Genomic DNA, 17,580 nt, shown 5'->3' with positions numbered 1-17,580 from the left:
TTAAATACTCTGGATAATTCTGGAAATCCTTATTTTGTCACTAAATTACCAAAAATAATAGGATCCATATTTGCCAAGATTAGTTGACAATTAGAAGCCCTTCATATATCATATAAAGTGCGTCCGTCAAGTACAGGCAGATGTATTTGGCGGACAATGAATTTATATTTGTTAAAGAAACAGGTATGTATCAGAAAAAAGATTCATAGCTTTAATAGAGGAAAAGGGGTAGACATGGAATCAAATCAGACAGCCGGACTGAATCCGCATCTTTATGGCATCTACGGTCAGTCAGGCATACATACAGCTTATGAAAATAATTCTGCCGTTTCAGCCGGAGCCAGCTTTCGTGATACCTTTCAGAACGCATTGAAAACCACAGAGAGCATGGAGAGCATTTTTGCGGAGGCCTCGGAGCGGTATGGAGTGGCATTGAATCTGCTGAAGGCCATCGGCAAGGCGGAATCCGGCTTCAACCCTCAGGCAGTATCCTCTGCCGGCGCGCAGGGAGTTATGCAGTTGATGCCGTCTACAGCCAGGTCACTGGGAGTGGAAGACAGCTTTGATGCAAGAAGCAATATTATGGGAGGCGCAAAGTATATTGCCGGTCTTTTGGAACGTTATCAGGGCAATACGGCGCTGGCTCTCAGCGCTTACAATGCAGGCAGCGGAAATGTAGACAAGTATGGAGGAATTCCTCCTTTTAAAGAAACGCAGAACTATGTGCAAAAGGTTCTGTCTTATATGGGAGAGGATATTGATCTGAACGGTGTTCTGACAGGGGGAGCCGCAGGCAGCGCTTATCAGTCAGCCATTCAGAATCTGTCATCCCTTGCGTCAGGGACGGGGACGGACGGGCTGGCTTTCAGCCAGGAAAATGCGCAGTATCTCATAGAATTGATGCGGCTTCGGATGGAGAATATGTTCCGCACAGAGCTGGCGTGGGGAGATGAGGAAGAAAACAGCGCTGTAGGAGCCCTTCTTTGAAGCTATGACGGTCAAAAATTGTTAGTTTGAGGCTGCTTTGCAGAAAATTTAAATGTGAAAAATGAATGTTTTTGAAAAAATATAGGAGTTTTTGTTGAAAAAACAAAAGGAAAGGTTTAGAATAGTATCTGTAAAATAGAAATTTCTATAATAGGTAAAAATTTGCCAAAAAGCAAAGGGACTACATAAAAAAGGGGAGAACAGATATGAACTTGATGTTTGGAAATTCAATTTCCATGACCTCAAAATCTTTAGAGTTCTTATGGGCGAAGCAGCTCACAATCGCTAATAATCTTGCGAATGTTGACACGCCTGGTTACAAGTCAAAGTATGTAACCTTCGAGGATGAATTTCAGAATCGCTTAAAACTGGCGAGCGCATCGGGGAATGCTGCACGCACCCGCGGCATTATAAATAATTCCTACTATACGGTAAATGAGACAGAGAGTTCGGCGCGTCTGGATGAGAATAATGTGAATGCAGACGCTGAGGAAGTTGAGATGGCCAGGGCTCAGCTTCAGTATCAGTATGTACTGAATGCCATTAACAGTGATTTTTCCAGGCTGAGAAGCGTTATCAGGGGCCAGTAGGTACCGGATAGCCGGCTTGTGACAGATAGAAAAGGAATGAGGAGCTCTTATGGAGAATATGTTTATTACACCAATGAATTTGATGCAGGGAATCGGCGGGGCAGCCGGAACCTCTGAACCGTTTGGAACATTTGGAACAACAGAGAAGACGGAGGATGCGAAGAAGTCTCTGTTCGGCAGCATCTTTGGAGATATGATTAATAATGTAAAAGAGCTGGAAGATGATTATATGAAGAAGCAGTATTTGCTGTCTACCGGCCAGCTTGATGACCCGCATACAGTTCCTATTGCCGGCGCAGAGCTTCAGCTTTCTGTTGACTTGCTGGTACAGATGCGGAATAAGGCTTTGGAAGCTTACAATTCATTAATTTCCATATCCATGTGATTTTGGATAATGGTATACGAAGTACATCTTCTTGTGTGTTTGATTTCTATCTCCAGGCAGATGTATTTTGTGCGTCAACAGGGCAGTTAGAGCCGTCGGCTGCAGGAACAGGCGGCAGCGAATTGGATTGATAAATATAGAAGGGAAACGGCCATGAAGGAAAGAGTTGAGCAGTTAAAGGCGGTTGTTTCTAAACTGGAAAGCAGGACAAAAAAGATTATTTTAGCAGGTGCTGCGGGATTAATCGTTTTTGCTGTTGTGATAGCCCTGCTTTTAAATAGAAACCGTGGGTTTGAAGTTCTGTTTTCCGGCCTGAACACAGAAGAGGCTCAGCAGATTATAGGAAAACTTCAGGAATCAGAAATTGATTATCAGTATACAGGCGATGGAGAGATCCTGGTACCGGAGAATATTCTGGATCAGACAAGAGCAAGCCTGGCTTTTGAGGGATATCCCAAGAGCGGTTTTGGCTATCAGGTATTTACAGAGAATGCAGGTCTTATGACTACAGATTCCGACAAGGATCGCTATGCACTGTATGATCTTCAGAATCGGATTGCAGCAACCATCAGACTTATTGATGGGGTGAAGGACGCTACAGTGACCATTGCTCCGGGAGAAGAACGCAAATATGTGCTGACAGAGGATGCAGTGCAGGAGACTACGGCTTACGCAATGCTGACCATGGAGAATGACGGTTCTCCCAGCATTGAACAGGCCAGGGCTGTTCAGCGGCTGGTGGCTTCCGGTGTTCCGGGATTGAATGCAGAAGAGGTAGTAATCCTTGACAGTACCGGAAAGGAGATTGATACTACCGAGGAGGACAGCAATCTTTCCAGCCAGGATACGGAAGAGATAGCAAGAATGGTGGAGGATCAGATTACTGAGAAGGTGCTTCATGTACTGATCCCTTTTTATGGTGAGGAAAATGTCCGGGTTTCCACCAAGGCTCAGATCAACATGCAGACACTGCTTCGGGAGAGCATTACATATACTACGCCGGATAAGATTAATCAGGATGACAAGACGGGAATTGTTTCCCATGATCAGGGTTCGGTGGAGATTTCGGGAACAAAGGATGCAGTAACCGGCGGCGTGGCCGGAGCCGAGACCAATGCGGATGTTCCGGAGTATGATACAGGCGCTGAAGACGATGATGTGGAGGGTTACGGAGCCCGCACATGGGACAGGGATTTCTTGGTAAATCAGATCAAGGAACAGGGCCAGATAACTCCCGGTGCATTGGAGGATCTAAGCGTTTCCGTAGCCGTGAACGGAGACAGCTACGGAAGCCTGACAGTGGGCGACCTCCGGTCATTGGTAGGTAATGCGGCAGGAATCGCAGAGATTGATTGGAACAGCAAGATTTCCGTTGTCAGCGGACCATTCTATCAGGATACCTTCCAGCCGGAAGAACCTGAGGATGAGGGAGGCTTCTTCGGAAGAATGGTATCCAGTCCTATCTTCTATATCTTGCTGGTAATTGTACTTGTATTGCTTATTGTAGCGATTGTACTTCTGGTTTTGAACGGGAAGCGTAAGAAGAAAAAAGCGGCAGAAGAGGCGGCTGCGGCAGAAGGCGAAGCAGTGGGAGCGATCCTGGAAAATATGCCGGACTTTGACTTTAACAAGGAGATTCTTGAGTTCCAGAATGACAGAGGCATGGAGTTGAAGCAGAATATTCGAGACTTCACGGAGGAGAATCCTGAGATATCCGCACAGCTCTTGAAGACCTGGCTGAATGGTGGAGGAGGCGAATAACCATGGCAACTGAGATAACAGAGGAAATTACGCAGGAACAGAAAGCGGCGGCAGTTATTGTTTCCATGGGAGCAGATAAAGCATCCTTGATATATAAACATTTAAGTGAGGATGACATTGAGAAGCTGACCCTGGAGGTGGCAAAGCTCAGGCATCTGGAAGCGGATCAGACTGCGGACATTCTGGATGAATTTTATAAGTCCTGTATGACCCAGAAGGTGGTAACGGACGGCGGTATGGAATATGCCCGTTCCGTTTTGGAAAAAGCCTTTGGAGAGACTACAGCCCAGCAGCTATTGGAACGTGTGACAAAGTATCTGAAGGTACGGCCCTTTGAATTTATCCGAAAGTCTGACCCAAAGAACCTGTATACTTTCCTGGCTCACGAGAGGCCCCAGACCATTGCATTGGTGCTCTCTTATGCAGATGCGGACCAGGCGGCAGGGGTGATCGGCAATCTTCCGAAGGATGTTGCCATTCAGGTAGTAGAGTGTATCGCGCGGCTGGAAAGCGTGTCCCCGGAGGCTATCAAGATTGTGGAAAATCAGCTCCGGAGACGGTTTGAGAATATCATGACTACCGACTACACTGCTATCGGCGGAATTGATTACATTGCGGACGTTATGAATAATATGGACCGCAGCAATGAGAAGTTTATTTTTGACGAACTGGCTAAGCGTGATGAAGAGCTTACAGAAACCATCCGTAAGAAGATGTTCGTATTTGAAGATATCCTTAGTCTTGATAATCGTTCCATTCAGAGATTCATTCGGGATTGCGATGTCAAGGATTTGGTATACGCCCTCAAGGGCAGCGACGAGAATGTCCGTCAGGTGGTATTTGCCAACATGTCCGGACGTATGGCAGAGAGTATCCAGTCCGACCTGGAGATTACAGTCAATGTCTTAAGGAAGGATGTAGAGGAAGCCCAGCAGAGAATTGTCGGCGTTATCCGGAGGCTGGAGGCTGCCGGAGAGCTGATTATCGTTAAGGGCGGAAAGGATGAGATCATTGTCTAGGGTTGTCAAAGGCAAAAAGGCAGTAGACGTAATGGATATGTACCAATTCTTCTCGGATTTTGCATTGGAGGAAGAGACAGAAGAGGAAGAGCCTAAGACAGAAGAGGAAGCGGCTTTGGAGGCAGAGGAAGCCAGAGCAAGGGAGGCAGAGGAAGAACGTATCCGAGCCGAACAGGAAGAGGCGGAGCGGGAGCGTGCCAGCGAGATTTTGTCTCAGGCCCGGCAGGAGGCGGCGCAGATTCTGGAGGATGCCAGAAAGCAGGCAGAGCTTCTTCGGGAAGAAGCCTTTGAACAGGGACATGAGGAAGGCGCTGCGGCGGGTGCAGAAGAGGCCCGGCAGGAATGTCAGGCACTGTATGAGGCGGAAGTCAGGAATTTCCAAAAGCATGCAGGGGAGTTTATGGACAGTATCCGTCAGGAAAAAAGCGCTGTTATGGAAAAGTATCTGGATGATCTGAAGCGAACCGTTTTGGCTATAGCGGAAAAGGTAATCCATATCAGCCTTCGTTCCAGCGAAAATGTGATTCATCGTATGATTATCTCGGCTACTGACAAGCTGAAAAAAGCAGAGTGGGCAAAGATTTATATTACAAAATGCGGTACAGAGATCTCTATGGAGACAGATGTAGAATTTTTGAATGCCCTTTCCCATCTGTCGGACAATGTGAAGATTGTAACTATGGACAGTGATGAGGAAGGCATCTGCATTATCGAGCTGCCTGACGAGATCATAGATGCCAGTGTAAGCACACAGTTAGAGAATATCAAGGATATTCTGAACAATGCCCGTGTCTAAGGAAGGTAACAATCATGTTTACAGAGCTGCCGAATCTGATCACCAATGCTGAGACAGTCAGTTACATAGGAAAAATCGAGAATATTGTGGGAATGTCTATGGAGGCATCGGGCAACCGTGCCAGTATCGGAGACATTGCCATGATCTACAATGAAGATAAGAAGCGGCAGATTCCTGTTGAAGTGGTTGGCTTTAAGGATGGCCGAAGTCAGCTGATGGCTTATGAGAATATGAGCGGTATTTCGGCGGGAAGCTTTGTGCGCAATACAAGAAAGCGTCTGAAGATTCCGGTAGGGGAGTTCTTAAGAGGACGCATCATTGATGCACTGGGAAATCCTATGGATGACTTGGGTCCCTTTGAATCTCAGCAGCACTATTATGTGGAAAACCCTTATATTAATCCATTGACCAGGCCGCCCATTACAGATCCTTTGGAGTTCGGCATCAAGGCCATAGACGGATTGAATACAGTAGGGAAGGGACAGAGAATCGGCATCTTTGCAGGCAGCGGCGTTGGTAAGAGTACACTGCTGGGGATGATTGCCCGTAATGTAAAGGCAGATATCAATGTGATTGCTCTGGTAGGGGAGCGAGGCCGTGAGGTTCGGGAGTTTATCGAGAAGGATTTGGGACCGGAAGGACTTAAAAGATCCGTTCTGGTTGTAGCCACCTCGGATCAGCCGGCTATGCTGCGTATGAAATGTCCCTTAGTGGCTACGACTATTGCTGAATATTTTAAAGATCAGGGCAAAGATGTATTGCTGATGATGGATTCCCTGACCCGATTTGCCATGGCCCAGAGAGAGATTGGGCTTGCTACCGGAGAGCCGCCGGTGGCAAGAGGTTATACGCCCTCCATTTATGCAGAGTTTCCAAAGCTCTTAGAGCGGAGCGGAAAGTTTGAGAAGGGTTCCATTACAGGAATCTATACGGTACTGGTAGAAGGCGATGATACCAATGAGCCTATAGCCGATACGGTTCGGGGTATTGTGGACGGACATATCGTTTTGTCCAGGAAGCTGGCTAATGAGAACCATTTTCCGGCCATTGACGTGAATGCCAGTATCTCCCGTCTGATGGTGAATATTGTTCCTGAGGCTCACCAGAGACTGGCGTCCCAGATGCGTGATATCCTGAGTATTTATACAAAGAATGAGGATTTGATTTCCATCGGCGCCTACAAAGCAGGAACTAATCCGAGGCTGGATGCGGCCGTAGGGAAGATTGATGCGGTGAATGACTATCTGATGCAGCGTATTGCGGAAAGCTTTTCTGTTGAGGAGGATCTGGCTGCTATGAGGAAGATTTTGAATTGACGGAATTGCTGCTGACATTTAAAGCAGGCCAGGGATGCTGGTATATGAGAGGCAGGATATTAGGCCATGAAGAAGTTTTACTTTGCACTGGATACAGTGCTGAACTATAAGGAACAGGTTTTGGAGAATCTCCAGGGACAGCATGCACGGATTATTGCAGAACGTGTGGAGTGTGAACGGGGGATTGAAGCTCTGGAGCAGGAACAGCAGGAATGCATGGATGAGCTGGAGGAAAAGAAGCTTCAGGGAATCGGCATCATTGATATGCAGACTTATGACAGGTTTCTTACCAGTCTTCGGAGGAAGATTGAGCGTGAGCGGCAGCGCCTGGCTGAGATTCTGATCCGGGAGGAACGCAAACGTGAAGAGGTTGTAGAAGCCAGAAAGGAAACTGCCTCCATCACAAAGCTGAAGGAGAAAAAGCGGGCACAGTACGACAAAGAGGTACAGAAGGCTGACGAACAGTTTATTGACGAATTCGTATCCAACAAGCGTGCTGTGGACAGAGCGCGTAATACTGCGTAAATGTGCGCAGTTTACGATAGATACATATATTATAATAAGGAAATACCCTACGGGTATACCTGCATGCCCAGAGAGCATGGGCAAATTTAAGGAAATACCCTACGGGTATACCTACATGCCCAGAGAGCATGGGCAAATCTAAGGAAATACCCTACGGGTATACCTACATGCCCAGAGAACATGGGCAAATTTAAGGAAAGGAGGGGAAAGACCATGGGGAATGCAGCAGCCATAAAAGGCACAGACTTAACGGTATCCATGACAACGGGAACCAAAAGTGCGGCAGCCAGACAGGTGGAACAGACAGATGGCGGATTCCAGAAGCTTCTGAACAGCAAGTCTGAGGAAGATGCCGGCGCAAAAGAGACCGCAGACACCAAGAAGGACGACAAAAAAGAGGTCATAAAGGATGAAGCACCGGAGAAGCCGGATGCAAAGGAACAGGAACAGCCGGAAGAAACAACAGCTCCCATAGACTCTTTGGAGCAGGTTCAGGCAGCATTGTTATTCCAGATTCAGCCGGAGGTTCCCACAGCAGAAGCAGCGCCGGAAGAGATGACAGAGATGGTAACAGAGCTTGGAGCAATTCCGGCAGAGGAGATGCCCAAGACGGCAGAGTTTATGGCAGAACAGCCGGTGCAGACGGCGGCAGATGAGACAGAGCTGCCAAAGGAAGCACTGCAGGCAGATGTGGCGCCGGAGCAGGCCGTATTGCCGAAGGAAGACAAGGAAGAACAGCCTGAGCTGGGATTTGACCTGGCAAAGCCGAAGGAGACTGTAAAAGCAGAGGTGAAGGAGGAAACAAAAGCAGAAGTAAGGGCAGAACAGCCTTTAGAGAGTGTTCATCCGGAGACCCAGGCGGCAGAGCGGACATCTGTTGTCAAAGAAGTTCCCACAGAGCATGTGAAGGTTTCACAGCCGGAGGAGATTCCGGAGAAGCTTTTGGATCAGCTTTTGGTAAAGACCACGGCAGGCATTAAGGAGTTCGAGATTCAGTTGGAGCCCTATGACCTTGGAAAAATCATTATCAAGGCAGCCTTTGGAAAGGAACACACAAGCATCTCTATTATGTGTACCGAGCAGAAGACCATGGAGCTGATGGCTAAGAATGCCAGAGAGCTTGGAGCAATCATGGAGGATAATCTGGGAACGCCTACCACCATCGTAGTGGAGGATAAGGAGACCGGATATCTGGAACAGCAGAATCAGAACAACGATGGCAGCAACGCCAATCAGAACCAGGATGATTCCAAGAAGCAGGGTGAGAAGAACCAGGAAAAAGAGGGAATGGACTTCCTTCAGCAGCTTCGTTTGGGGTTGATTTAAGGAAATACCTTACAGGTATCCCTTTATGCCAAAAAGATGGCGAATTAAGGAAACACTCTTCGGGTATCCCTTTATGCCAAAAAGATGGCAGATTAAAGAAACACCCTTCGGGTATCCCTTTATGCCAAAAAGATGGCGAATTAAGGAAAGGAGTGAGAAAGATGGCAGTATCAGGAGTAGACGGAACTACAAATTTGTCCAATACTTATACGAGAAAGGAAGTAGATCCCACTACCAACAGAAAGAATCTGTCGGAGACTTATGTGAGAAATGATGTGCAGCCCAATAACAGCATGTCCATGGATGATTTCTTTAAGCTGCTGGCAGCACAGCTTCAGTATCAGGATATGTCGAATCCCATGAGCAACAGTGAGATGATGAACCAGTTGACCCAGATGTCCAGTATGAGCACCATGAGTAATCTGACAACGACCATGGAGGCCATGTCTACTACTATGACGGATGCTATGGAGAGTCTTTCGCAGATTTCACTTTCCAGCTATGCGACCAATTTGCTTGGAAAAGAAGTTACGGTGGCGGATCTGGATGATAAGGGCGAGTTGATAGGACACACCATAGGCGTGGTAGAAGGTGTGGCATTGACAGGAAGTAATCCTTATATCTATGTAAACGGCAAGGCTTATACCTTAACACAGCTAATGTCCATGGGCGCAGTTCCGCTTAAGAGCGAGGATGGCACCGACAAGGATGACAGCGAGGGCAATGAGGACGGCGGAGACAAAACCGAGACAGAGACCGTATAGGAAGACATATGAGGGGGAAAGGCGGTGCAGAGAATGCTGCAGAAATTGAATCAGACAGTCAGTGTCCAGCAGCTTCGGCTGGAGCATGAGCATTCTTCCGTTGGTTCCAGGCAGGAAACCGGATTTGGAGCGCTTCTTCAGAATGCCATGGAGGACAGCCAAAATGTTCGGTTTTCCAAACATGCGGCAGCCCGTGTGGAGCAGAGAGGGATTGAAGTTACGGATAGTCTCTTGAAGGATCTGAACCAGGCAGTGGGCAAGGCAAGGGAAAAGGGTGCGAAGGATGTGGTGGTCATTGGTCAGCAGGGAGCATTCATTGTAAATATTCCCAATAACGTGGTAGTTACGACCATGACGAGCCAGGAAATGAAGCAGAATATTTTTACCAATATAGACAGTGCTGTTCTGTTGTAAGCCGGACCATTTATGGGGGTTTTTCCCCAGGCGGAAGTCCTGAGGGAAGGAACAGCAGGATATAAGTAAGAAAGGACGATATTAAATGGTTAGATCAATGTTTGCTGGTGTGGCGGGACTTAAGTCTCATCAGCAGAAAATGGACGTAATCGGTAACAATATTGCAAATGTAAATACCTGGGGTTATAAGGCATACAGCTTCAACTTCCAGGATTCTATCTACAGTACATCTATCCGGAGTTCGGGTGGAGTTACGAGCACAGGTTCCTATGGTGGACGAAATCCTTCTCAGGTCGGCTATGGTTCCTCTATGGCCTCCATCAGTTTTCAGTATACGACAGGAGCTCCTTCACCTACAGATAATGATCTGGATTGTATGATCGATGGAACAGGTTTGTTTTTGGTAGGTGGTATGGTAAATGGTAGTATCACGGATATTAAGTCTTCAGGTTTGATGCTGACCAGAGTGGGCCTTTTTACAGTGGATAATAATGGATATCTGGTAGATGCCAATAAAAATTATGTATATGGTTATGCTCTGAAAGATGGAACTGGTATTCCAGAAGTGCCGGAGACGTCATATATGACTAAAGGAACAACGGATGTTAATGTGACGGATAATGGGGATGGCACGTTTGATGTTGAAATTTTAGGAATAACGATAAAAACGAACATATCGGATATAGAGGGTCAAGTTGCAAAATGGGCCCGGGAAGTGCAAAAGGATGCCACATATGAAAAAGATGGTACTACTTTAATTACCCCAGCGGGGAAGTTGTCCGGTTATAAGATTGGGCAAACAGTAAATAAACATGATAAAACTGTAGAGATAACGATTACTTCAAAAACCCCAGGCACAGCTGGTAATGGTGGTATTAAAGAGACAACAACTGACGTGGATCCAGATCAGACCGGTAACTTTGATACACCACTTGTGGCTGGTTGGAAGGCAGAAGATGGTCAAAATTATGAGGCTGCTATTCCGGCGGAATTTGAAGAGACATTGTCTCCTATCCAGATTCCTTATGATCCAAATACAGGAGCTCAATACAACCTCCAGAGTTACAGCATCAGCGACACAGGCGTTATTGTAGGTATTGATATTGAGAATCGTCCCATCACCATGGGACAGTTAGCCCTGATTGCCGTAGAGAACCCCAACGGTCTGGAAAAGACCAGCGGTTACTACTTCAATATAGGTGAAAATGCCGGAGACGTAGAGTTTGTAAAGCCCGGCGAGGGGCCTGTGGGCTTCATCAAGAGTAAATTCCTGGAGATGCCTAATGTAGACCTGGCAAACGAGTTCTCGAATATGATTACCACTCAGAGAGGCTTCCAGGCCAACTCTAAGATCATCACTGTCACCGATGAGATGCTTCAGGAACTTGTAAATATGAAACGTTAGTAATGATTGATAAGTTTTGGCATTGCCCTGGGGCCGCCTGGTTCCGGGGTAATGCCGTGACAAAGGGGAGGAAAGACCCATGATTATGTTAACGAAGCTGAATAAGCAGCACATTGTTATTAATGAAGATCAAGTAGAGTGCATTGATTTAATTCCGGAGTCAAAGGTTATTATGATGAACGGCCGCTTCCATGTAGTGAAAGAGTCACCGGAGGAAATTATACAAAAGACTATCGAATACAAAGGGGCAATCAAAAGCACCTTTCAAATAAATAAGCAAGCAGAAGCGTAAGAGGAGAGATAGAAATGGATTTGTCAACAATTATTGGACTTGTCCTTGGATTTGCCTTGATTGTATGGGGAATTGGTATCGGACAGTTAGGTAACTTCTGGGACCCAAAGAGTTTAGCACTGACTGTAGGCGGTACGGTTGCCGCAGTTATCGCCAGTTTTCCTTTCGGCCATTTGAAGAAAATGGGAAGCCATTTTAAAATACTGGTTGCGGGGGGCAAGTACAATTACGGCGCACTGATTGAGCAGATGGTGGAGATGGCCCAGTTAGCCAGACAGAATGGTCTTCTTTCATTGGAAGAGAAAGCCAACGAGATTGACGATCCCTTTTTTAAAGAAGGTTTGATGCTGGTGGTGGATGCCACAGAGGAGGACGAACTTCGGGCCAGACTTCAGAATGAGCTGGATGCTATGGCAGAGCGTCATGACGCCGGTGTAGCGATTTATGAGAAGGCTTCCGGATATGCGCCGGCATTTGGTATGATTGGTACTCTGGTAGGTTTGGTAAACATGCTGAAGAATATGAATGTGGATGAGGGAGGCGCCAGCAGCTTGGGAGCTGATATGTCAGTAGCGCTTGTTACTACATTTTACGGATGTATTTTTGCAAACCTGATTTTCGCACCCATTGCCAAGAAGCTTCGTATCCGCAATGATGAAGAGATGCAGTACCGGATGATTATGATGGAAGGCATTATATCCATTCAGGCAGGTGACAATCCCAAGCTGCTGAAAGAGAAGCTTCTCTCCAATCTGGATCAGAAGACTCAGAAGAAGCTCCGTGACAGCGACGGCGGAGGCGGCGGTGACGACGGCGGCGGAAAGAAAAAGTCCAAGAAATAGGAATAAGGTGAGATTATGGCAAGAAAACAAAAAGCGCCGGAAGAGGGCGGAAGCTGGATGGACACATACGGCGATATGGTTACGCTGTTGCTGTGTTTCTTCGTACTCCTTTATTCCATCTCCACGGTAGATGCCATGAAGTGGGAGCTTGTAGTGAAAAGCTTCAACCCCAAGGCAGAGGAGGTCTCCCAGATTGTTGTGGAGACGGAACAGAATGAAGAGGGTATGGAGGTTCCCGGCGGAACGGATGTCCCTCTGGATGAGATTGAAGATTTTGAGGATCTGTATTACATGCTCCAACAAGCCATTGCGGAGAACAATCTGGAAGGCGAAGTGGAATTGGAAAAGGGAGAGGGCTATACATTTATCAATTTTCGTGATAATATTTTCTTTGACGGGGACAGCGCAGTCCTGCTGGATGGGGGCAAGCAGATTCTGGATGCCCTTAACGGAGCCCTGAACAGCGTGAGCAGTACCATAGGGGAGATTCAGGTGTTGGGACACACTTCCCAGGCGGATCCGGACCGGCCGAATAATCCGGTAAATGACCGGGTACTTTCCAGTGAGCGGGCGGCAAGAGTGGCGGCATATATTCATCAGTACAGTCAGGTGGCACCGGAAAAGATCATAGCTATTGGATATGGTCAGCATCGTCCCATTGCCAGTTTTGACACGGCAGAGGATCGTGCCAAGAACCGGCGCGTGGAGATTCTAATTACCAAGGATGATGCGATTTTGCAAAGTCTGGAAGAGTATTATAATGAGGTATATGATGATTCCACAGATACAGAATAAGTAAAGGCGGGAAAGAAATGGCAGAGGTATTATCACAAAGCCAGATTGATGCGCTGCTGAATTCCATGCAGAATGGAGGCGGTGCTGAAGAGGAAAAAAAGGAAGAAAAGCCGGAAATTAAATACAAAAAGTATGATTTCTACAGCCCTAAGAAGTATACGAAGGATAGGCTTAAGATGCTTCGGACGATCTATGACAACTATGCCAGGATCGCATCCTCTCAGATCAATGGTCTCTTTAAAGTAGCCAGCGAGGTGGAGGTTATAGGCGTTGAGGAACAGAGGTATTATGAGTTTGGCAATGCCTTAAGTGATACCGATGTGCTGACCATTGCCAGAGTAAAGCTTCAGGGAGAGGCTCAGAAGGTTCCTATGCTGGTGCATATTACACCGGGTATCATGATTTCCATGATTGACCGGATGATAGGCGGAATGGGGACAGACAGTGTTCCGATGTCTTATGTTTACACGGACATTGAATATGCGCTGTACCAGAGGGTTATCCGCTATTTCCTGAATATTAATAAGGATGTATGGAACAGCAATGTGGGACTGGAGGTTGAGTTTGACCGTCTGGAAGAGAATCCCAGCATGTATCAGGGTGTCAGCGTAGATGAGGCTGTGGTGATTATTATGCTGGAGATTAAGATGCAGGGCCTAAGCGGAGTCTTGAATATCTGTATTCCGGGAACCCTCATGTCAGATATCTTTGAGGTCATTGACAAGACCAAGCATCTGGCGGATGTGGACGGTGCAAACCTTCGTCAAAATGACAGGGAGGATATTCTGGACAGTATCCGAAATTCCGAGCTGGATGTAATGGCCCAGCTTGGCGTTGCAAGATTGAGCCTGGATGATGTATATAATTTCCAGGTGGGCGATGTCATTAATCTGAATAAGCCCAAGGATTCCGATGTTACACTCCATATAGCAGGCCAGCCGTGGTTTGTGGGCCAGCTGGGTGTTCATAATAAAAATATGGCGATTAAGATTCAGGATCGTGTGGAGGAAGACTAAACTGCTCCTCACAGAACAAGATTATGAAAAAGAAAGAGGTATGAGAGATGGCAAAGATTATGTTAGTTGACGATGCGGCATTTATGCGGATGATGGTGAAGGATGCCCTGACCAAGGCTGGCTATACGGACTTAATTGAGGCTCAGGACGGCGCTGAGGCAGTGGAGAAGTTCAATGCGGAGAATCCGGATCTGGTATTCATGGATATCACCATGCCTAATAAGGATGGTTTGGAGGCATTGAAGGAGATTAAGGCATCTCATCCCAACGCAAATATTGTAATGTGTTCCGCTATGGGACAGGAGGCCATGGTAATTGAGGCTATTAAATCAGGAGCAAAGGACTTTATCGTAAAACCCTTTAAGCCGGACCGTATTCTGGCAACTGCTGAAAAAATTCTTTCTTAGGAGGAAGCTATGTCTTTTCTAAGTGCATTCAATATCTGTGCCTCCGGTCTTACGGCACAGCGGAAGCGTCTTGATGTTGCTTCCGAGAATATCGCAAATATTGAGACTACAAGGACAGAGTCAGGGAACCCCTATCGAAGAAAAATGGTAGTGCTGGAGGAGATTGGGGATAATACCACATTTCGTTCGCATCTTGCAAGGGCATCCAGACTTCAGAGGACAAACCAGGGCGGTGTACGCGTAGCTGAGATTGTTGAGGATCAGAGAGATCTGATACCGGTTTACAATCCGGAACATCCGGATGCGGATGAAGACGGCTATGTTCAGATGCCAAATGTGGATTGGGTAAAGGAAACCATCGATGGTATGTCCGCAACTCGATCCTACGAAGCGAATATTACGGCTTTCAACGCAATTAAGCTGATGGCCCAGAAAGCGCTGGAGATTGGAAAATAGAACTGTGAAAGCTAATATTCACAAAAGGAGCGAAGTGAAATTATGAGTTCGGAGATTTTAAGCGCATTGGAGATCGATGCGATAGGTGAAATACTAAATATCAGCTTAGGATCATCCGCTACCGCAATCTCAAATCTTTTGGGTACCCGTGTGGATATCACAACCCCCGTGGTGAATGTGGTATCCAAGGAAGAATTTGAGATGGGCAGGGTTGAGCCTGCGGTGGGCGTGGAAATCACCTATGTGGCCGGCTTGGAGGGAAGCAATGTTATGCTTCTGAAGCGCCATGATGTAAAGGTGATTGTGGAAATGATGATGGGCTTTGAGGTGCCGGATGAAGAGTTCGTCCTGGATGAGATCAATATCAGCGCAGTCTGTGAGGTCATGAACCAGATGATGGGCGCATCCGCTACGGCCCTTTCGGAGTTTTTCGGGAAGATGGTAAATATTTCCACTCCCGTTTCCTTTGAACTGAAGAATGAACAGGAATTTGTTGACAAATACTTTACGGATGACAGCCCATGGGTGGTGGTATCCTTTGTACTGAAGATTGCGGATAAGCTGGAGAGCGAGTTCTTTAATGTGATGCCCATGAATCTGGCTAAGAGCCTTGTACAGGGATTTTTACCTGAGGGATATGATGAAGAGCCTGCGGCCCCGGCGCCTGAACCGGCTCCTGCCCCGGCACCTTCGCCGTCTTCATCAGGCGGTGTTCTTTCTCAGGAAGAGATTGAGCGTCTTTTAAACGGCGGCGGTGCAGCGGAAGAGCCAGCACCGGCCCCGGCACCAGCGGCGCCGTCAGGCGGTGTTCTTTCTCAGGAAGAGATTGAGCGTCTCTTAAACGGCGGCGGTGCAGCGGAAGAACCGGCCCCGGCACCAGCTCCGGCCCCGGCTCCTGCCCCTGTGCAGCCAGCTCCGACTGCTCCGGTACAGCAAGCCCCGGTACAGCCGGCACCAGCTCCTGCAGTCTCTGCAGGCGGTTCAGAGATGGCACAGATGATGCAGATGCAGATGCAGATGATGCAGCAGATGATGCAGCAGATGATGACCATGCAGCAGCAGCCCCAGAAGAAGGAGGCGCCTGCTCCGAAGACCATCAACGTGCAGCCGTCGGTACAGCCGAATCTCAATCAGGATACTGTTCTGGATGATGAGCAGGAAGAGAATATGGAACTGATTATGGGCGTGCCTCTTGACATTTCTGTGGAGATCGGCAGAACGCAGAAGAGAGTGAAGGATATTCTGGAGTTCACCAAGGGTTCTCTCATTGTGCTGGATAAGCTGGCCGGTGAGCAGGTTGATCTCTTCGTAAACGGCCGCTGCATTGCTAAGGGTGATGTGGTAGTGGTGGAGGATAATTTCGGCATCCGTATTACGGAGATTTTAAAGCCCAATATTTTGAGCCTTGAATAAGGAAGGAATGGAACATACTTATGCCAGGAGTTTTAACCGGAATTGTAACCTTTCTTTTGGCAGCAATTATTATTTATCTCAGCTATATTTGCAGTAAATATCTGGGGAAGGGACTGGCAAGAGGCGGCAGTTCCCAGTATATGCGTATGCTTGATCAGTTGATTGTGGGACAGAACCGTACCCTGGTGATTGTTCAGGCAGGCGGGCGGTATCTGCTTCTGGGTGTGAGTTCAGATAAGATTGAGACCCTGGCAGAGCTTTCTGAGGAGGATCTGCTTCCCCTTGGGGGAAGAGATCAGGATACGCCTATGGATTTTGCCCAGCTTCTTTTACGGATTGGGCGGAAAAAGAATGGCAGAGAGGACGAGGAGTAATGAGGTAAGGCTATGGAAAATGAGACATTTGCCAATGACGCGCTCATAAACATCAACGGAGAACAGGTTCCTACCCTGGAGCTTCTCCTGATGCTGACATTGATTTCCCTGCTTCCGTCCCTTTTGATTATGACTACGTCCTTTATGCGGACGATTATTATGCTTTCCTTCCTCCGGAATGCCATGGGAATTCAGCAGAGCCCTCCCAATATGGTATTGGTAGGCATTGCGCTGTTCTTGACATTATATATTATGACACCGGTTATCGACGAGATTAATGAGACAGCTTATCAGCCCTATGTGAACGAAGAGATTACCCAGACGGAGGCATGGGGACGGGCTCAGGTGCCCTTAAAGGAATTCATGCTGAGGAATACGGAGGAGGATACCCTGAATTTATTTATGGATATGGGGAATGCCGAAGCGGTGGAGAACGCAGTGGATCTGCCTTTGACCATCGTGATTCCTTCTTTTATGACAACCGAATTAAAGCGGGCGTTTACAGCAGGCTTTCTGCTGTATATTCCCTTTCTTTTGATAGATATTATTGTTTCCAGTACCCTGATGTCCATGGGTATGATGATGCTTCCGCCGGCTATGATTTCCTTACCATTCAAACTGCTTTTGTTTGTAACGGTAGACGGCTGGCAGCTTCTTTTCTCTACCATAGTAACTGGTTTTAAGTGAGGAAACTAAG

General features: G+C 47.3%; 21 protein-coding genes. All 21 read left to right on the top strand.

Annotated elements, in window-relative coordinates; genetic code table 11:
- Positions 1 to 234: 234 nt before the first annotated feature.
- Positions 235 to 987, top strand: a complete 753-nt coding sequence (locus VSQ61_RS01160; RefSeq protein WP_334342594.1) for a lytic transglycosylase domain-containing protein — start codon at positions 235 to 237, stop codon at positions 985 to 987.
- Between the two features lie 206 nt (positions 988 to 1,193).
- The gene (gene flgB, locus VSQ61_RS01155) at positions 1,194 to 1,577 is read left to right on the top strand and encodes a flagellar basal body rod protein FlgB (protein ID WP_334342593.1); all 384 of its coding nucleotides are present in this window, start codon (positions 1,194 to 1,196) and stop codon (positions 1,575 to 1,577) included.
- Between the two features lie 49 nt (positions 1,578 to 1,626).
- A complete protein-coding gene (fliE, locus tag VSQ61_RS01150; RefSeq protein ID WP_334342592.1) occupies positions 1,627 to 1,962 on the top strand; it encodes a flagellar hook-basal body complex protein FliE in 336 nt (111 codons plus the stop codon).
- Between the two features lie 153 nt (positions 1,963 to 2,115).
- Positions 2,116 to 3,723 carry a flagellar M-ring protein FliF C-terminal domain-containing protein gene (locus VSQ61_RS01145; RefSeq protein ID WP_334342591.1) on the top strand — a complete coding sequence of 536 codons (1,608 nt, stop codon included), beginning with the start codon at positions 2,116 to 2,118 and terminating at the stop codon, positions 3,721 to 3,723.
- Positions 3,724 to 3,725: 2 nt separating this feature from the next.
- Positions 3,726 to 4,742: a flagellar motor switch protein FliG gene (gene fliG / locus VSQ61_RS01140; RefSeq protein ID WP_334342590.1), complete on the top strand. Its 1,017-nt coding sequence runs from the start codon at positions 3,726 to 3,728 to the stop codon at positions 4,740 to 4,742.
- Positions 4,726 to 5,538 carry a FliH/SctL family protein gene (locus VSQ61_RS01135; RefSeq protein ID WP_334342589.1) on the top strand — a complete coding sequence of 271 codons (813 nt, stop codon included), beginning with the start codon at positions 4,726 to 4,728 and terminating at the stop codon, positions 5,536 to 5,538. The genes fliG and VSQ61_RS01135 overlap by 17 nt, the downstream gene beginning before the upstream one ends.
- Positions 5,539 to 5,552: 14 nt before the next feature.
- Positions 5,553 to 6,854, top strand: a complete 1,302-nt coding sequence (gene fliI, locus VSQ61_RS01130; protein WP_334342588.1) for a flagellar protein export ATPase FliI — start codon at positions 5,553 to 5,555, stop codon at positions 6,852 to 6,854.
- A 66-nt stretch (positions 6,855 to 6,920) separates the two neighbouring features.
- Positions 6,921 to 7,379 (top strand): flagellar export protein FliJ, encoded by a 459-nt coding sequence (gene fliJ, locus VSQ61_RS01125; RefSeq protein ID WP_334342587.1) that lies wholly within the window; start codon positions 6,921 to 6,923, stop codon positions 7,377 to 7,379.
- Positions 7,380 to 7,592: 213 nt separating this feature from the next.
- Entirely contained in the window at positions 7,593 to 8,705 is a 1,113-nt protein-coding gene (locus VSQ61_RS01120) for a hypothetical protein (protein WP_334342586.1), read from the top strand.
- Between the two features lie 161 nt (positions 8,706 to 8,866).
- Entirely contained in the window at positions 8,867 to 9,469 is a 603-nt protein-coding gene (locus VSQ61_RS01115; RefSeq protein ID WP_334342585.1) for a flagellar hook capping FlgD N-terminal domain-containing protein, read from the top strand.
- Between the two features lie 33 nt (positions 9,470 to 9,502).
- Positions 9,503 to 9,883, top strand: a complete 381-nt coding sequence (locus VSQ61_RS01110; protein WP_334342584.1) for a TIGR02530 family flagellar biosynthesis protein — start codon at positions 9,503 to 9,505, stop codon at positions 9,881 to 9,883.
- Positions 9,884 to 9,968: 85 nt separating this feature from the next.
- Positions 9,969 to 11,288 carry a flagellar hook-basal body complex protein gene (locus tag VSQ61_RS01105; RefSeq protein ID WP_334342583.1) on the top strand — a complete coding sequence of 440 codons (1,320 nt, stop codon included), beginning with the start codon at positions 9,969 to 9,971 and terminating at the stop codon, positions 11,286 to 11,288.
- Positions 11,289 to 11,367: 79 nt separating this feature from the next.
- A complete protein-coding gene (locus VSQ61_RS01100; RefSeq protein ID WP_334342582.1) occupies positions 11,368 to 11,580 on the top strand; it encodes a flagellar FlbD family protein in 213 nt (70 codons plus the stop codon).
- A gap of 14 nt (positions 11,581 to 11,594) precedes the next feature.
- Positions 11,595 to 12,422 (top strand): motility protein A, encoded by an 828-nt coding sequence (locus VSQ61_RS01095; protein ID WP_334342581.1) that lies wholly within the window; start codon positions 11,595 to 11,597, stop codon positions 12,420 to 12,422.
- 15 nt (positions 12,423 to 12,437) lie between these two features.
- A complete protein-coding gene (locus VSQ61_RS01090; protein WP_334342580.1) occupies positions 12,438 to 13,217 on the top strand; it encodes an OmpA/MotB family protein in 780 nt (259 codons plus the stop codon).
- A gap of 17 nt (positions 13,218 to 13,234) precedes the next feature.
- Positions 13,235 to 14,233, top strand: a complete 999-nt coding sequence (locus VSQ61_RS01085; protein ID WP_334342579.1) for a flagellar motor switch protein FliM — start codon at positions 13,235 to 13,237, stop codon at positions 14,231 to 14,233.
- A gap of 47 nt (positions 14,234 to 14,280) precedes the next feature.
- Positions 14,281 to 14,640: a response regulator gene (locus tag VSQ61_RS01080; protein WP_334342578.1), complete on the top strand. Its 360-nt coding sequence runs from the start codon at positions 14,281 to 14,283 to the stop codon at positions 14,638 to 14,640.
- A gap of 9 nt (positions 14,641 to 14,649) precedes the next feature.
- Positions 14,650 to 15,096, top strand: coding sequence for a flagellar basal body rod protein FlgC (flgC, locus tag VSQ61_RS01075; RefSeq protein ID WP_334342577.1), 447 nt, complete (start codon positions 14,650 to 14,652; stop codon positions 15,094 to 15,096).
- Between the two features lie 42 nt (positions 15,097 to 15,138).
- Positions 15,139 to 16,509, top strand: a complete 1,371-nt coding sequence (fliN, locus tag VSQ61_RS01070) for a flagellar motor switch protein FliN (protein WP_334342576.1) — start codon at positions 15,139 to 15,141, stop codon at positions 16,507 to 16,509.
- A 20-nt stretch (positions 16,510 to 16,529) separates the two neighbouring features.
- Positions 16,530 to 16,883: a flagellar biosynthetic protein FliO gene (gene fliO / locus VSQ61_RS01065; protein ID WP_334342575.1), complete on the top strand. Its 354-nt coding sequence runs from the start codon at positions 16,530 to 16,532 to the stop codon at positions 16,881 to 16,883.
- Positions 16,884 to 16,895: 12 nt separating this feature from the next.
- Positions 16,896 to 17,570 carry a flagellar type III secretion system pore protein FliP gene (fliP, locus tag VSQ61_RS01060; RefSeq protein ID WP_334342574.1) on the top strand — a complete coding sequence of 225 codons (675 nt, stop codon included), beginning with the start codon at positions 16,896 to 16,898 and terminating at the stop codon, positions 17,568 to 17,570.
- Positions 17,571 to 17,580 lie beyond the last annotated feature (10 nt).

The organism is Candidatus Merdisoma sp. JLR.KK006, from assembly GCF_036941035.1.
In the GTDB taxonomy this organism is placed as follows: domain Bacteria; phylum Bacillota; class Clostridia; order Lachnospirales; family Lachnospiraceae; genus Laedolimicola.
The sequence above is the reverse complement of the archived record's forward strand: the minus strand, read 5'-3'. Positions and strand labels throughout refer to the sequence as shown.

Bases quoted from the DNA above. Each gene is read 5' to 3' on its own strand.
- VSQ61_RS01085 (WP_334342579.1), top strand. From the start codon at position 13,235: ATGGCAGAGGTATTATCACAAAGCCAGATTGATGCGCTGCTGAATTCC.
- VSQ61_RS01110 (WP_334342584.1), top strand. From the start codon at position 9,503: ATGCTGCAGAAATTGAATCAGACAGTCAGTGTCCAGCAGCTTCGGCTG.
- VSQ61_RS01080 (WP_334342578.1), top strand. From the start codon at position 14,281: ATGGCAAAGATTATGTTAGTTGACGATGCGGCATTTATGCGGATGATG.
- fliO (WP_334342575.1), top strand. From the start codon at position 16,530: ATGCCAGGAGTTTTAACCGGAATTGTAACCTTTCTTTTGGCAGCAATT.
- fliP (WP_334342574.1), top strand. From the start codon at position 16,896: ATGGAAAATGAGACATTTGCCAATGACGCGCTCATAAACATCAACGGA.
- fliG (WP_334342590.1), top strand. From the start codon at position 3,726: ATGGCAACTGAGATAACAGAGGAAATTACGCAGGAACAGAAAGCGGCG.
- VSQ61_RS01160 (WP_334342594.1), top strand. From the start codon at position 235: ATGGAATCAAATCAGACAGCCGGACTGAATCCGCATCTTTATGGCATC.
- VSQ61_RS01105 (WP_334342583.1), top strand. From the start codon at position 9,969: ATGGTTAGATCAATGTTTGCTGGTGTGGCGGGACTTAAGTCTCATCAG.
- fliN (WP_334342576.1), top strand. From the start codon at position 15,139: ATGAGTTCGGAGATTTTAAGCGCATTGGAGATCGATGCGATAGGTGAA.
- VSQ61_RS01100 (WP_334342582.1), top strand. From the start codon at position 11,368: ATGATTATGTTAACGAAGCTGAATAAGCAGCACATTGTTATTAATGAA.
- flgC (WP_334342577.1), top strand. From the start codon at position 14,650: ATGTCTTTTCTAAGTGCATTCAATATCTGTGCCTCCGGTCTTACGGCA.
- VSQ61_RS01135 (WP_334342589.1), top strand. From the start codon at position 4,726: ATGAGATCATTGTCTAGGGTTGTCAAAGGCAAAAAGGCAGTAGACGTA.
- VSQ61_RS01145 (WP_334342591.1), top strand. From the start codon at position 2,116: ATGAAGGAAAGAGTTGAGCAGTTAAAGGCGGTTGTTTCTAAACTGGAA.
- VSQ61_RS01090 (WP_334342580.1), top strand. From the start codon at position 12,438: ATGGCAAGAAAACAAAAAGCGCCGGAAGAGGGCGGAAGCTGGATGGAC.
- flgB (WP_334342593.1), top strand. From the start codon at position 1,194: ATGAACTTGATGTTTGGAAATTCAATTTCCATGACCTCAAAATCTTTA.
- VSQ61_RS01095 (WP_334342581.1), top strand. From the start codon at position 11,595: ATGGATTTGTCAACAATTATTGGACTTGTCCTTGGATTTGCCTTGATT.
- fliE (WP_334342592.1), top strand. From the start codon at position 1,627: ATGGAGAATATGTTTATTACACCAATGAATTTGATGCAGGGAATCGGC.
- fliI (WP_334342588.1), top strand. From the start codon at position 5,553: ATGTTTACAGAGCTGCCGAATCTGATCACCAATGCTGAGACAGTCAGT.
- VSQ61_RS01120 (WP_334342586.1), top strand. From the start codon at position 7,593: ATGGGGAATGCAGCAGCCATAAAAGGCACAGACTTAACGGTATCCATG.
- fliJ (WP_334342587.1), top strand. From the start codon at position 6,921: ATGAAGAAGTTTTACTTTGCACTGGATACAGTGCTGAACTATAAGGAA.
- VSQ61_RS01115 (WP_334342585.1), top strand. From the start codon at position 8,867: ATGGCAGTATCAGGAGTAGACGGAACTACAAATTTGTCCAATACTTAT.